Origin of the sequence: Desulfitibacter alkalitolerans DSM 16504 (genome assembly GCF_000620305.1) — a bacterium.
Taxonomy (GTDB): domain Bacteria; phylum Bacillota; class DSM-16504; order Desulfitibacterales; family Desulfitibacteraceae; genus Desulfitibacter; species Desulfitibacter alkalitolerans.
In genome coordinates, this window is the sequence record NZ_JHVU01000027.1 from 19,241 (window position 1) to 33,686 (window position 14,446).

Annotated in this window: 13 protein-coding genes; all 13 read left to right on the top strand. The window is 38.4% G+C overall.

The annotated features are described in order from the left end of the window. The first annotated feature begins 103 nt into the window (after window positions 1-103). Window positions 104-559 carry a TRAP transporter small permease gene (locus K364_RS0104365; protein WP_028307001.1) on the top strand — a complete coding sequence of 152 codons (456 nt, stop codon included), beginning with the start codon at window positions 104-106 and terminating at the stop codon, window positions 557-559. Then, complete coding sequence (locus K364_RS0104370; protein ID WP_028307002.1) at window positions 556-1,851, top strand: TRAP transporter large permease; 1,296 nt, start codon at window positions 556-558, stop codon at window positions 1,849-1,851. Before K364_RS0104365 ends, K364_RS0104370 begins: the two co-directional genes overlap by 4 nt. Window positions 1,852-1,867: 16 nt before the next feature. Beyond that, window positions 1,868-3,004, top strand: a complete 1,137-nt coding sequence (locus K364_RS0104375) for a uroporphyrinogen decarboxylase family protein (RefSeq protein ID WP_028307003.1) — start codon at window positions 1,868-1,870, stop codon at window positions 3,002-3,004. Window positions 3,005-3,025: 21 nt separating this feature from the next. After that, a complete protein-coding gene (locus tag K364_RS0104380; RefSeq protein ID WP_028307004.1) occupies window positions 3,026-4,069 on the top strand; it encodes a uroporphyrinogen decarboxylase family protein in 1,044 nt (347 codons plus the stop codon). Window positions 4,070-4,094: 25 nt separating this feature from the next. Continuing rightward, window positions 4,095-5,339 carry a glucuronate isomerase gene (locus K364_RS0104385; RefSeq protein ID WP_028307005.1) on the top strand — a complete coding sequence of 415 codons (1,245 nt, stop codon included), beginning with the start codon at window positions 4,095-4,097 and terminating at the stop codon, window positions 5,337-5,339. A gap of 12 nt (window positions 5,340-5,351) precedes the next feature. Continuing rightward, window positions 5,352-6,494, top strand: a complete 1,143-nt coding sequence (locus K364_RS0104390; protein ID WP_028307006.1) for a uroporphyrinogen decarboxylase family protein — start codon at window positions 5,352-5,354, stop codon at window positions 6,492-6,494. Between the two features lie 34 nt (window positions 6,495-6,528). Beyond that, entirely contained in the window at window positions 6,529-6,924 is a 396-nt protein-coding gene (locus tag K364_RS0104395) for an ureidoglycolate lyase (protein ID WP_028307007.1), read from the top strand. 164 nt (window positions 6,925-7,088) lie between these two features. Next, window positions 7,089-8,570, top strand: a complete 1,482-nt coding sequence (locus tag K364_RS0104400; RefSeq protein ID WP_028307008.1) for a tagaturonate reductase — start codon at window positions 7,089-7,091, stop codon at window positions 8,568-8,570. Window positions 8,571-8,593: 23 nt separating this feature from the next. Next, entirely contained in the window at window positions 8,594-10,081 is a 1,488-nt protein-coding gene (locus K364_RS0104405; RefSeq protein ID WP_028307009.1) for a UxaA family hydrolase, read from the top strand. A gap of 211 nt (window positions 10,082-10,292) precedes the next feature. After that, window positions 10,293-11,294 (top strand): LacI family DNA-binding transcriptional regulator, encoded by a 1,002-nt coding sequence (locus K364_RS0104410; protein ID WP_028307010.1) that lies wholly within the window; start codon window positions 10,293-10,295, stop codon window positions 11,292-11,294. Window positions 11,295-11,559: 265 nt separating this feature from the next. Continuing rightward, window positions 11,560-12,582: a TRAP transporter substrate-binding protein gene (locus K364_RS22815; protein WP_051533802.1), complete on the top strand. Its 1,023-nt coding sequence runs from the start codon at window positions 11,560-11,562 to the stop codon at window positions 12,580-12,582. Window positions 12,583-12,676: 94 nt separating this feature from the next. After that, window positions 12,677-13,162: a TRAP transporter small permease gene (locus K364_RS22820; protein ID WP_035267959.1), complete on the top strand. Its 486-nt coding sequence runs from the start codon at window positions 12,677-12,679 to the stop codon at window positions 13,160-13,162. Then, window positions 13,159-14,436: a TRAP transporter large permease gene (locus tag K364_RS0104425; protein ID WP_028307011.1), complete on the top strand. Its 1,278-nt coding sequence runs from the start codon at window positions 13,159-13,161 to the stop codon at window positions 14,434-14,436. Before K364_RS22820 ends, K364_RS0104425 begins: the two co-directional genes overlap by 4 nt. Window positions 14,437-14,446: the final 10 nt, after the last annotated feature.

Below are 14,446 nucleotides of genomic sequence, written 5' to 3' on the forward strand. Positions count from 1 at the left end.
TTGTTTGAAATTTAAACTGTTAGGGCTAATCAAATATCACCAGATTAGCCCTAAATTATTATTAAATTCGTTCAACTGCTGAAAAATTAGGGGGATTAATAAAATGTCAAAAATTTACGACAAAATATACTCATTTGTCTTTAGCCTATGTAAGCTTATGCTCCTACTAAAAATTATTGTGGTAAGCTACATAGTTTATGGCAGATTCATATTAAACAAAACTCCAGCATGGGGAGAAACACTGGCTTTAATGCTAATGGTGTGGTTTTCGCTATTGAGTACTGGTCTAGCACTAAAGGATGAAGCACATATTAGGATGAGCCTTGTAGATTTGTTTGCTCCTGAAAAAGTTATGAGGTATTTGCAGAAATTTTATTATGTTGTTATTTTGGGATTTACCATATTCATGATAACTGCTGGCTATCAATTAATACAGCTTTCATCTCTAAGTGTAATACCAGGCTTGAAAATTAAATCAAGCTATCTCTTTGGAGCAGTATTTGTATCAGGGATTTTTATATTTGTCACCATATTGGAGAAAGTGAGGACAGAACTATGATAACTGACCCAACTGCAGTGGCTCTCTTAATAGGCACCTTTTTCATATTAATTGTGTTGGGTGTTCATATTGCCTTTGCCATAGGTGTGGCAACTGTTATAACAACTATATATATTGGCATACCGCTAATGACTGTGGCACAAAACATGGTAAAAGGAATAAATGTTTATGCAATAATGGCAGTCCCCTTTTTCATTGTTGCCGGTGAGATTATGGGTTCGGGGGGTATTTCCAGAAGACTGATTGAACTGTCAAATGCTTTAATAGGTTGGGTTAGAGGCGGTTTGGCAATGGTTAATATCATGGCAAGCATGTTCTTTGGAGGAATTTCTGGCTCATCTGCTGCTGATACCTCTTCTATAGGTTCAGTGCTGATTCCCATGATGAAAAAGGCTGGCTATGATGGGGAATTCTCTACTGCAGTGACCATGACCAGCTCAGTACAGGGAATATTGATCCCTCCCAGTCACAACATGGTTTTGTTCGCCTTAGTAGTTGGTGGAGTATCCATAGGGGAATTATTCCTGGCTGGACTAGTTCCAGGGCTGTTTTTGGGATTAGTTTTAATGATATTTGTTTACTTCATTTCTAAAAAACGAAACTATCCCATGGGAGACAAGTTCGAGCCCAAAAAGGCATTAAAAACTACTTGGGAGGCTGGCTTAGGTTTAGGAACAGTTCTTATTGTTGTAGGGGGAGTTGTATCAGGAATTTTTACTGCAACTGAATCTGCAGCTATAGCTGTAGTCTATGCCTTTATAATTACATTCTTTGTGTATAGGGAAATACCCATTTCGGAGTTTTGGTATATTCTAGGAAGAAGTGTTAAGACCCTATCAATTGTAATGATACTTGTGGCAACGGCAAGCGCTTTTGGATGGATTATAGCTTATCTAAAGATTCCTGCTTATCTTACAGAAAGCATACTGGGTTTCTCTGAAAACAAATATGTTGTTCTGATGATTATTAATGTATTATTACTTTTTTTAGGCATGGTAATGGATATGGCCTCTCTAATCCTAATTTTGGCGCCTATCTTATTACCCATAGTAACTGCAGTTGGTGTTGATCCGGTGCACTTTGGTGTAATCATGATATTAAATCTTGGTGTTGGCTTAATAACTCCTCCAGTTGGCAGCACTTTATTTATAGGTAGTGCCATAGCTGGAATTAAGATAGAAAGGCTTTCAAAGGCCATGATACCCTTTTATATAGTCATTCTTGCCACACTCATGGCTGTTACCTATATTCCTGAAATATCATTGTTCATTCCAACACTATTTATGAGATAAGAGGGAAGTGTTATTTGTGAATTTGAATAAAAAGTTTGATTATACTCTTGCTGATTCCCAGGGAACTAAAACAGAGCCAATCGCTGCTAAAAACTTTGATTTTGATAAGTATCTAGAATATGAAGCTGCTCTTATGGAAAAATGCAGCAAGTTTTGGTCTGAAGATTCAGGGGTGGCTGTTCATAGAAGGTTTAGAGTTCCTGAGGTGTTTTCATATGCCTGCAAAGACATGAGGCTTTCCTTGGAATTACAGCTTGGAGCCCTTAGTCACAGCATGGACTACAAAATGGATATTCCTAACTTTTTAGAACCTTGGTACGGAATAGGAGTAATTGCAAGTGCCTTTGGTGCGGATTATAAATGGATAAAAGATCAAGCTCCAGTGAATGAGCCAGTTTTTCGGTCCATTGAGCAGGCACTAGCCTACAATTGGGTTCCAGTTGAGAAGACAGATATAGGAAAACACATTTTAGAAATGATAGAGTTTTTTCTTGGTGAAACCAAGGGGAAAATGCCCATTTCTTTTACGGATACCCAATCTCCCTTGAATATTGCTGCATCACTTGTGGACATAAACCAGTTTTTCATGGAGTTCTATTTAAATCCAGAGAAGCTCAAGGAATTTCTTAACCTAATCACAGGCCTGCTAATTGACTTTACAAAAAAGCAGCAGGAATTAATAGGAGATAACTTGGCCAGCCCAGGCCATGGATTTGCGAGCACCAGGGAGTTTTCTGGTCTAGGGATGAGTGATGACATGATCATCATGGTTTCAAGCCAGACCTATGAGGATTTTTTAGTACCTAACATTGATGCCATAGGAAAAGAATTTAGGGGAAGTGCTTTTCATTCCTGTGGTAACTGGTCAAAGAAGATTCCAGTAGTTAAAAAAATTAATAACCTTGCAATTGTAGATGGTGCCTTTTCGCTAGAGACTGACCCCGATCCTAATGATGCCCAACCATTTAGAAAGGAATTCTCAGGGACGGGTGTTGTAGTAAATGCTCGTTTAGTAGGTGATGCCCAGCTGGCAGCAGAGCAGGTAAGGAAACTATGGGAGCCCGGCATGAAGCTTATTTTAGTAACCTACTGCGAAAGCCCTGGGGAGCAGGAAAAGGCTTACAACTATATTCATGAAATATGTCAAAAATGATTAATCTAGGAGGTTTGACCCATGGGAATTCCCTTTGATATTACATTCCATCCCAGCTGGTGGCATGCTAATACAGGAGTATCCTTTAACAGAATATTTTTTGAAGACCCTGAATACCGGATAGCCGCAGATCTAAAGATGCGTAGACTCCTATATGATAAATTTGGAGATTTTGGTTTGGGGGAAAGAGAACCACAGCCTAGGCCCATCCTAGGCTCAGATTTAATAGCCTCAGGGTATTTACACTCTGAAATAATGGGCTGTGAAGTGAGATATAGTGATGAAAACCCACCAGAGGTCCTTTGTGCAGATATATCTGATGAAAAACTAAAAAGCATCCAGGCACCAGACCTGGATAAGTCCGAAAGTTGGCAAAGAATCGCAAACCAAATTGAGTTTTTACAGAAGGAATTCGGACATGTTAATTCTTGTATTAATCTCATGGGCATACAGAATATTGCCATGGATTTAAGGGGTCAAAAGCTTTTCATGGATTATTATCTTAATTCAGAGGCAGTTCATAACCTATTAGAAGCCTGTACAAAGGTATCAATAGAGATAGGTACTAGATTGAAAAGTGTATCAAAAGAGATGTCAGCTGGGGTAACTGCCATAGTCAAACAAATAGCATCAGATGTCTATGTTACATCCAATTGCACAGTTGAAATGATTTCATTAGAAACGTATAAAAGCTTTCTATTAAAGTACGACAATATTTTGGCAGATATATTTAAGCCTTTTGGAATACATCATTGTGGTCAGACCATGGAGCATGTTGTGGGTGGTTATGCACAGATTAAAAACATGACCTTTGCAGAGGTTGGAGCCTATTCAGATTTAGAATACGTTAGGGAAAAGCTGCCCAACATCCATTTAAATGCCCGCTACAGCCCTGTCAAGCTGGCAAAGGTTGAGGTGAGCGAATTAAGGGAGGATATTTCCAAGCTGGTTGGGAAGGGAAAGCCCTCAGAGCTTCTATCAGTTTCTTGTGTGGGTATAGATAAGTTAGTATCTGATGACCAAGTTAGAAACTTTTTAAAGTGCTGTAAAGATATAAAGCTTTAATAATGCAAATATCAGGAGGAATGTTATGTTAACCGATAAGAAAATATTAAGTGAAAAGGTTTATGAAGCTGTTAACAGAGCTGAAATAACTGATATTCATACACATATTTATCCTACGGATTTTGGAGGTTTATTGTTGTGGGGAATAGATGAGCTGCTCACCTATCATTATTTGATCGTAGAGTATTTTCGCTACTCAAATATGAAGTATGAAAACTTTTTCAAGCTCAGTAAAAATGAGCAGGCTAACCTAATCTGGCAGAAGCTGTTTGTAGAGAATTCTCCAGTAAGTGAGGCCCAAAGGGGCGTTTTGACAGTTCTAGATAAACTTGGCTTAGACGTCTCCTCAAGGGATTTAGGGGAATTTAGAAGACATTTTGCTTCCCTAGATTTAGATGAGTATGTTACAAAGGTGTTTGAAACGGCCGGGGTAAAGGAGGTTGTCATGACAAATGACCCCTTTGACCCTGAGGAAAGGGTTGTTTGGGAAAAGGAAAGCAATAAAGATAAGAGGTTTAAATCTGCATTACGCCTGGATGTGCTGCTAAATACTTATGAGCAGGCCTATTTAAAGCTTAATGAATTGGGTTATACGGTGGGTTATGACTTAGACATGGAAACTCAGGATGAAATAAAAAGATTTTTAAGAGAACAAATCAATAAGATGAAGCCCCTGTATCTTGCAGTATCACTGCCTCCAGATTTCATGGTTCCTGAGGCTTCCCATAGGTCTAAAATAATCGAGCAGTGTATTCTGCCCATTTGCAGAGAGTTCAGCATCCCTTTGGCCATGATGATTGGTGTTGATAAGTTAGTTAACTTCAAATTAGGTGTTGGTGGGGATGCTGTAAAAAAGGCTGACATTGGTGCAGTGGAGTATTTATGTAAAAGCTACCCTGACAACAAGCTCATGGTTACGATGCTTTCAAAGGAAAACCAGCATGAGCTTTGTGTCATGGCAAGAAAATTTAGAAATCTGCTGATTTTTGGCTGCTGGTGGTTTTTGAATAACCCAAGTATTGTAGAGGAAATGACCAGAATGCGTATGGAGCTCTTGGGATTGTCCTTTGTTCCCCAACACTCTGATGCCAGGGTCCTAGATCAGCTAATCTATAAATGGACCCATTCAAGAAAGATTATAGCAAAGGTGCTTATTCAAAAGTATTGTGACATCTTAGACAGTGGTTGGGCCGTAACTGAAACAGAAATAGAACGAGATGTGGAAAACCTTTTCAGCAATAATTTCTGGAAATTTATTAATCAAGACTAACAGGAGGTTATTATGACAGGTAGGGAAAGACTATTATGTACATTACAAAGGCAAATACCGGATAGGGTGCCAATTGGGCTGTTTGTTCAAGAGGAATTTTTGGCGTACTTTTTTCCTGATAGAAAGAAAGTAGACCGGGTGATTGAAGGAACAGAATGTGCAAGGATACTCGGTTTTGATATTATTACACGAAGCCACCAATTCTCTGTTCCATATTTTTTAAAAAAGAGCTATTTAAATTGGGAAGTGGAGCATAAAAGCGAGATAAAAAATGGCAATTTATATAACATGGTTACCATTCATACTCCCAAGGGAACCTTAAAGCAGGTAGAAGGAATGCCGTATAATGAAAAAACCTCTGCAGGTACCCATGCTGCTACAATGGAGTATCTAATAAAAGACGAAAGGGACTTTGAAATATTTCAGAAATATATTCCCAAAATTGACGGGAAAAGCATTAAGGAAATGAAAGAAAATGCCGTTCAAACACAGAAAACAATTGGGGACACTGGTATATCAGCACCATGGGGATGGTGCGGTGTCTATAATGTGGCTGCCACCTACAGAAATCTTCAGGACCTGCTAATAGATCCCTATACAAATAAGGACTTTTATGAGGCTTACATGGCAATGCTAACCAAACTAATTGTAGAAAACACTGAATATCTAGCAGACACTGACTTCGACTGCATAGGAATTCAAGGAAATATAGCCAATTCTGCAATGATAGGTCCAGAATACTTTGATCGCTTTATACTGCCTTATGAAAAACAAGTGGTGGATGTAATAAGAAATGCAGGTAAGTATGCACTATATCACAACTGTGGGAAGGCGAAGGTACTCCAGAACTCTTATGTGAAACTTGGAGTAGATATCTGGGAAACAATAGCAGAACATCCTCAAGGTGATAATAATTTAGAAGAGGCTAAAAGACTAATAGGAGACAAGCTCATTCTCTCCGGCAATCTTGACCAGGTTGAGTTTCTTAAGAAAGCTTCATTGACCCACATAGAAGAAAGGGTAGCCAAAATTATGCATATAGGAAAGCCAGGAGGAAACTACATTTTCGCCTGTTCTGATTATTTGGAAAGGGATACTCCTTTAGAAAGCATTGCTAAGGTTATAGAGGTTGCCAAAAGGGAAGGTAAATACTAATTCGGATAAATGTTATCGGAATGGAGGCAGATGAATGTTTGAAAACATACAAAAAATTACCCCAAAAAGCTTTGAAAGATATGGGCATGTTATATTTCATGATCATACAAAAAAAGAAAGCTTTCAGATAGTACTAAATGAATTTGAAGAGGTAGGCTGGAGAATTGCTGTATCAAAAATTACAGATAAGGCCATAAAGATACTTGCCAGGCATCCTAACTCAATGGAAACCTTTGAGCCAATGGAGGGCGTAACAGTAATCTGTGTTGCTCCAGCCAACAATCCCATGGATTATAAGCTGTTTTTACTGGATAAGCCCGTCTGTCTGTATAAAAACATTTGGCATGCTACCATGAGTATTTCAGAGTATTCTATAGTAAAGATTTGTGAAAATGCTCATGTGGAATCTGAAGAATATGATTTAGTTTAAGGAATTAACTCCTCCTCATATATTTGGGGAACAAAACCGCCTGGGAAAGTATTTCTGGGTGGTTTCCCCAAAAATTTTCCTGCTCGATAAGAGGGAGCAAAAAAAGCATCTTAAGCAGGAGTAAATGCTTAATATTTTAGAACTTATAGAATGGGGGGTAAGTAATGCAACCATTAAATATGGAACTATTAAAAAACCAACAAGACCTACTTAATATGAATAAAGAGACAAAAATTAATTTTAAGGAAATGCCTGAGAGAATAATACAATTTGGAGAGGGTAATTTTTTAAGGGCTTTTACAGATTGGATGATTCATAGATTAAATTGCCTCAAACTTTTCAATGGCAAAATTGTTGTAGTACAGCCAATAGAAAAGGGTATGGTAGAAACCCTGAATAGGCAGGATGGCCTGTACACCATTATTCAAAGGGGTATTCAACAGGGCAGGGAAATAGAAAAAACGGAGATTGTAGGCTCAATAAGCAGGGGTATTAACCCTTATGAAGATTGGGAAGGTGTACTAAAATGTGCTGAAGATCCAAACATAGAGTATGTTTTTTCCAATACAACAGAGGCTGGAATTGATTATGATCCTGAGGATAGTTGCCAATTTGAACCTCCTTATTCTTTTCCAGGCAAATTGACCGTATATTTGTATCATCGCTTCAGGCATTTCAATGGTGAACCATCAAGAGGAATGATTATTATACCGTGTGAACTTATAGATAAAAACGGTGATACCCTTAAAAGGATTGTTTTACAGCTGGCAAAAAACTGGAATTATCCACAGAATTTTATAGAGTGGATTAATAACTCTAACAAATTCATAAATTCTCTAGTGGATAGAGTGGTCCCTGGGTATCCCAAGGAGGAAGCTGCCTTGATAGCAGAAAAATTGGGCTATTACGACGAGCTTATATGTACCAGCGAATTATATCATCTCTGGGTTATAGAGGGCCCAGAAGAATTGAAAAATGCCCTGCCCTTTCATAAGGCTAATTTAAATGTTATCTGGACTGATGACATGAGCATGTATAGAACTAGAAAAGTGAGGATCCTAAATGGAGCACACACTTCATCTGTTCCTGCAGCATATCTCTGTGGAATTAATACTGTTAAGGAAATGATTGAGCATGACGTCCTGGGTAAATTTATCAAGCAAATTATTAAGGAAGAGGTTATTCCTTCACTAGATTATGACAGTAAAATGTTAGAAGAATATGCAGACAGTGTTTTTGAAAGATTTGCAAACCCATATATCAGTCATTATCTCACAAGTATTTTGCTTAACTCAACTTCAAAGTTTAAAACAAGGGTCCTGCCATCTTTACTTGACTATATAAAAAAGCATGGACAGATTCCTGTAAAGCTTACTTTTTCTTTGGCAGCCCTGTTTATCCTGTATCGTGACACTAATGAACTGCAAGACGACCCAAGGGTTTTGGAATTCTTTTATAATGTATGGGGCGAATATGGAAAAGAAAAAAATGCTGCCTCTCTAGTAGAAAAGGTGCTTGCCAACGAACATATTTGGGGGCAAAATCTAAATAATGTTGATGGACTAAACCTGGCAGTAAAAGTGCAATTAGAAAGGATATTGGATAACGGGATTGAGGAGACATTAGAGGGGCTAGTTAAAACCTAGTTTAAAATTGGGAGGAGACGTTTGTGAGGCTTATAAGAATACATGAAAAGGATAACGTTGCCATAGCCTTAGACGCAGTCCAAAAGGGTTCCCAGGCAACAGTTGGTAATCAAACTATATATATAAGTGAAGATATAGGCAAAGGGCACAAAATAGCCATTAAAGATGTCCCAAAGGATAGTGAAATTATTAAATACGGTTTCCCAATAGGTAAGGCATCAGTGGATATTCATTTAGGCAGTTGGGTTCATGACCATAATTTAAAAACTGGTCTGGGTGACATATTAAGCTATGAATATAAGCCTAGCTTAAAACCGCAGAAAGTAGTTAAATGTATGAATTTTAAGGGCTTTAAAAGGCCCGATGGAAAGGTTGGTGTGAGAAATGAGATTTGGATTATACCAACCGTTAGCTGTGTCAATAGAAATGCTGAATTAATTGAAAGGGCAGCCGTTGAGAAGTTTAAGGACAGCTGCCAGGGCATTGATGGCATTTATACCCTGAAGCATCCCTATGGCTGCTCACAGCTTGGTGATGATCATCTCAATACTCAAAAAATACTTGCCAACCTAGTAAAACATCCAAATGCTGCAGCTGTATTAGTTCTAGGATTAGGCTGTGAAAACAACAATGTGGACGAGTTTAAAAGGGTGTTAAAGGATTATGATGTGAACAGGGTAAAATTTTTAGAGGCTCAGGAGGTTGAAGATGAAATTACGGAAGGAACCGCTCTTATAGAGAAACTCATAAATTATGCCAAAGAATTTTCAAGGCAGGACTGCAGCATTGATTACCTGTCAATTGGATTAAAGTGTGGAGGATCAGATGCCTTTTCAGGCCTTACTGGTAATCCTTTGTTAGGGGCTTTTTCTGATAGGCTGATAGAGTGTGGGGGTACTTCAGTACTAACTGAAGTGCCTGAAATGTTTGGAGCAGAAACAATACTACTGAACCGTTGTGCTAATGAAGAGGTTTTCAATAAAGCAGTTGAACTTATAAATGGTTTCAAGGAATACTTTAATTCTTACAACCAACCAATTTATGAGAATCCAAGCCCAGGAAATAAAGCTGGTGGCATATCAACTTTAGAAGAAAAATCCTTAGGTTGTGTCCAAAAGGGTGGCATTGGTAATATAGTAGATGTTCTTCAGTACGGTGAATTACTTCAAAAAAACGGTTTGAATCTGTTAAACTCTCCTGGTAATGACATGGTAGCATCAACAGCGTTAGCAGCGGCAGGCTGCCAAATAATTCTTTTTACCTCTGGAAGGGGAACACCCCTTGGAACATGTGTCCCTACAATTAAAATAGCCACAAACAGCGAAATTTTTAAGCAAAAAAACAACTGGATGGATTTTGATGCAGGGCCTATAATATCAGGAAAAAACATAGATAATGTATTGGAAGATTTTTGGGATTATGTTATAGAAGTGGCTGAAGGAAAGAGCACTAAATCAGAAATTTTAGGCTTCAGAGAAATAGCTATTTTCAAATCAGGTGTTACTTTATAAAAAATATATTAAGTGAGCTCCATTTTAAATAATATTCAGATTAAGCACCCAGGACTTCCCTGGGTGTTTTGTTATTAATTAGAAGTCCACTTAAAATTTTTTTGTTAGGAAGATAAAAAAGAAGAAGGAATCTCGCTTTCAATGGCGAATACCTATTTTACAGTTACGCAAACGATTGCGGCAAACGATTGCTCAAAGAGGAGATTGGTCTATGGCTACTATAAAAGACGTGGCTCTAAAAGCAGGTGTGGCTACCAGCACCGTATCTAGAATTCTTAGCGGCAAGGGCGAGGCCAGTAAGGAAACCAAAGAAAGGGTTCTGCAAATAGTTCAAGAGCTAAACTACAAGCCAAATGCCCTGGCAAAGGGATTAAAGGAAGGAAAGTCCAATACTATTGGACTTATAGTTCCTAATATAAGGGATCTTGTTTTCCCAGCTGCCATCAGGGGGATATCGGATTATTTAGAAAAACACGGGTATACATTAGTACTGGTCAACACAGATGACAAGATTGAATTGGAAAAGCTTCATATTAACAATTTACAAAATAGAGCCGTTGATGGATTTATTATCTCAACTGCCAAAAAAGATAGTGTTCACCTGTTGGAACTCAAAAAGAAGGGAGTTCCTGTGGTTTTGCTTTTACGACACCTTGAAGACGCCATGGATGCTATTATTGTGGATAATTATCAGGGCGGGTATAATGCAACACAATATTTAATAGAAAAGGGACATAAAAAAATTGCCATTGTAAATGGAACCATGGATTTACAGCTTTACAGGGAAAGATACAGGGGGTATGTTGCTGCATTATCCGAGGCAGGTATAGAGATGGATAATAATCTGGTAGTTCATAATGTGGAAAGTTGGGAAGACAGTTTGCAGGCAGTTAAAAATCTAATTAAACAGGGGGGATGCCCAGAGGCTATATTTGCTACAAGTGATCCTAAAGCATTAGGGGTTATAAGAGGTTTAAAGGACATGAACATCAAGGTTCCGGATGATGTATCTGTAATTGGTTTTGACAACATGGATATGGCTGAAATGATGGATCCACCTTTAACTACTGTTGCCCAGCCTTTTTATAAGTGCGGCTACATGGCAGCAGAAAGGCTGCTGCGCTTAATAAAAAGCAAACGAACCCTAAAGCCGGTAGTTGAAGAGTTAAAAACAGAGCTGCTTATCCGCAGTTCTGTAAAGGAAAGGCCCTAGAAGAGTATAAATTTAAAAATGGGGGTGTTAGATGAGCTGTACACTTTAATATCTTTATTTTCAAAAAGAAAAGGCCCCGGATAGAGGCCGAATGAAGAAAAACAAAACATATTATCATGGTTAAGTTTATTAGAACTACAGGTTAATTTCAACTATCAATTTTGCACTATAAAAAAATAAGCTTCCCAAGGCAGATAATGTTAGTGCAGATCAGGTTCGTTTTATGGATTTTAGTATAAAGAATAAACTAGATGGAGGTTGGAAAATGTTAAATTCTTTAAAGAAGATAAGTTTAGTTTTACTGGTAGCTTTATTATCCATTGGGCTGGCAGCTTGTGGCGGAGGTAGCGGCAGCGGCAAAGATGAGCAAGGTGAAAAGGCAGAAAAAATCATTCTAAAATACGGGGATGCTGTTTCAACTGCTGACCCACAGTACGAGGCCTCTGTGTTTTTTGCCCAAAAGGTTGCTGAAATGACTGATGGAAGAGTAGAGGTTCAAATATATCCAAACTCCCAGCTGGGCAACCAGAGAGAGATGACAGAAGGCCTCAAGCTTGGTACTATTGAAATCGTGAAAAATACAAATGCCGTTTTTACAGGCTTTGTTCCAGCAACTAAGGTACTGGATTTGCCATATCTATTTACTGATACAGAGCATGCCAGAAGGGTTCTAGATGGAGAAGTTGGGGACCAGCTTAAAGCTGCAGCGGAAGAAGCAGGATACAAAATTTTATGGTTCTTTACTCCAAGGGCCAGAAGTGTATATAACTCTCAAAAGCCCATTTATACACCAGCAGACATTAGTGGAATGAAAATAAGGGTTATGGAAAGTCCAATCATGATAGATACCATTAATACAATGGGCGCAAGTGCTGTTCCCCTGGCCTTCGGTGAGGTATACTCTGCCCTTGAGCAAGGTATAGTGGATGGAGCGGAAAACTCCATTATCTCCTATTATGCTATGAAGCATAGTGAAGTGGCCAAATACTTTTCTGAGACAAATACATTCTACTCACCGGAGCTTGTAATTATGAGCCTGGATAAATTCAACAGCCTTCCTGAAGATGTACAAAAGGTTTTTGAAGAACTGGCAGGCCAGGTTGTTGCCTATGAACATGAAGTGTATCAGGAATTAGAAGCAAAGACAAAAGATATACTCATAGCTGAAGGCAGTCAGTTTAATGAGGTTGATATAGCTCCCTTCAGAGAAAAGATGCAGCCTCTATATCAAAAGCATGCCAATGATGTTGGAGGTATGGATCTGATTAACAAGATATTAAATTACTAAAAAATTTAAGCATTGGGCAATTGTAAATTATACCTGGGAAATTGGGAGATACCTCCCAATTTCCTTTACAACCAAGTTTTAGGGGGTTCCTGCAGTGAAAAAGACCTTAATCAGGTTAAATGAACTTGTGTATAAAACTGAATTATTTATAGGAGTTACCATACTTCTGGCCATAGTGTTTCTGGTGTTCATGCAGGTATTTAATCGTTTCATATTAAAACAGCCCCTTTCGTGGTCAGAGGAGCTGGCTAGATATTTGTTTATAATTCTAGTTTTTATAGGAATAAGTGTGGCTACAAAGGCAAGGGCCCATTTTGGCATAGATTTCTTCCTTGCCAAACTAAATCCATCTATACAAAAGCTTGTTGGAATAGGAACCTCAGCGGCCATATTGGTGTTCCTATGGGTTATATTTTCAAAAAGTTTTATCCTGATAAATAGTGCCATGGCACAAAAGTCCCCGGCCATGGGAATTACAGTGGGTAATTTATATTATACATTTACGATTTTTGCAGTATTTTGCTCCATTCACGTTTTGACCAACTTAATTGAGGACCTATTCAAGGAGAATGCACAATGATTTATATTATCTTTGGTTCTTTAATTGTTTTATTTGCTCTGGGAATTCCAATTGTATACTCACTAGGGGTAGCCTCGCTTATTTCCCTGCTCTATCTTGGTAATGTTCCCCTGGTTGTTATTCTGCAAAAAATGTGGTCCGCACTAGATAACTTTGCTCTCCTGGCTATCCCCTTGTTCGTGCTGACAGGGGGCTTGATGGAAAGAGGCGGAGTTTCCAGAAGGATTATAGCCTTTGCCTATGCTGTTATTGGAAAAATTGCCGGTGGTCTGGGATTTGTAAGCATCTCATCATCAATGCTTTTTGCAGCCCTTTCTGGATCCAGTCCGGCTACTGTGGCTGCAATTGGTGGTATGATAATTCCCTCAATGAAGGAAAAAAATTATGACCCAAATTTTGCTGCGGCACTTCATGCAAGTGCAGGTTCCATTGGAGTAATAATTCCTCCAAGTATTACAATGATAATCTATGCGGTCATTGCAGAACAATCTGTGGGAAGATTGTTTCTAGGAGGATTTATCCCAGGCATTTTAATTGGTTTAGCCTTAATGGTTGTATGCTATATCATTTCAAAAAGAGAGAACTACCCAAGAGAAGAACAGACCAGTTTAATCAATATCTTAAAGACCTTTAAAGATGCAATTCTATCTCTAATGGTGGCAGTAATTGTAATGGGTGGTATTCTAAGCGGCATTGCAACTGCTACTGAGGCTGCAGTACTGGCTGTTTTCTATGCATTTTGCTTATCCTTCTTTGTATATAAAGAATTATCGCTAAAGGACGTTAAAGACGTTTTGATAGAAACAATTTTTATTAGTGCAGCTGTAATGGGTGTAATGGCCACAGCAGGTATTTTTGGCTGGATACTAGTTACCCAGCAGGTGCCCCAGATGATAGCAGGATTTTTAATGTCCATTACAGATAGCCCGATTATGGTCTTTATGATGATAAATGTAGTTTTATTAATTATTGGGACTTTTTTAGATACAGGTGCAGCTCTAATTATTTTTGTCCCAATGCTATTGCCAATAGCTGCGGCCTACGGCTTTGATCCCATACACTTTGGAGTTGTTACAGTAATAAACCTGGCAATAGGAATGGCAACCCCGCCCCTGGGAATCTGTCTCTTTGTTGCCTGCAGAATTGCAAAAATTCCCCTGGTGAATATTGTTAGACCTATACTACCATTCCTGGGAGCCATGATTTTAGTGCTGTTTCTAGTGACCTACTTCCCGCAAATAATATTATTCTTACCAAATCTAATGTCTAGATGACAGGAGGTGT

What these genes read in the sequence shown, in the direction of transcription:
- K364_RS0104380 (WP_028307004.1), top strand. Translation starts at nt 3,026, where the DNA reads ATGGGAATTCCCTTTGATATTACATTCCATCCCAGCTGGTGGCATGCT.
- K364_RS0104365 (WP_028307001.1), top strand. Translation starts at nt 104, where the DNA reads ATGTCAAAAATTTACGACAAAATATACTCATTTGTCTTTAGCCTATGT.
- K364_RS0104410 (WP_028307010.1), top strand. Translation starts at nt 10,293, where the DNA reads ATGGCTACTATAAAAGACGTGGCTCTAAAAGCAGGTGTGGCTACCAGC.
- K364_RS0104425 (WP_028307011.1), top strand. Translation starts at nt 13,159, where the DNA reads ATGATTTATATTATCTTTGGTTCTTTAATTGTTTTATTTGCTCTGGGA.
- K364_RS22815 (WP_051533802.1), top strand. Translation starts at nt 11,560, where the DNA reads ATGTTAAATTCTTTAAAGAAGATAAGTTTAGTTTTACTGGTAGCTTTA.
- K364_RS0104390 (WP_028307006.1), top strand. Translation starts at nt 5,352, where the DNA reads ATGACAGGTAGGGAAAGACTATTATGTACATTACAAAGGCAAATACCG.
- K364_RS0104400 (WP_028307008.1), top strand. Translation starts at nt 7,089, where the DNA reads ATGCAACCATTAAATATGGAACTATTAAAAAACCAACAAGACCTACTT.
- K364_RS0104385 (WP_028307005.1), top strand. Translation starts at nt 4,095, where the DNA reads ATGTTAACCGATAAGAAAATATTAAGTGAAAAGGTTTATGAAGCTGTT.
- K364_RS0104370 (WP_028307002.1), top strand. Translation starts at nt 556, where the DNA reads ATGATAACTGACCCAACTGCAGTGGCTCTCTTAATAGGCACCTTTTTC.
- K364_RS0104395 (WP_028307007.1), top strand. Translation starts at nt 6,529, where the DNA reads ATGTTTGAAAACATACAAAAAATTACCCCAAAAAGCTTTGAAAGATAT.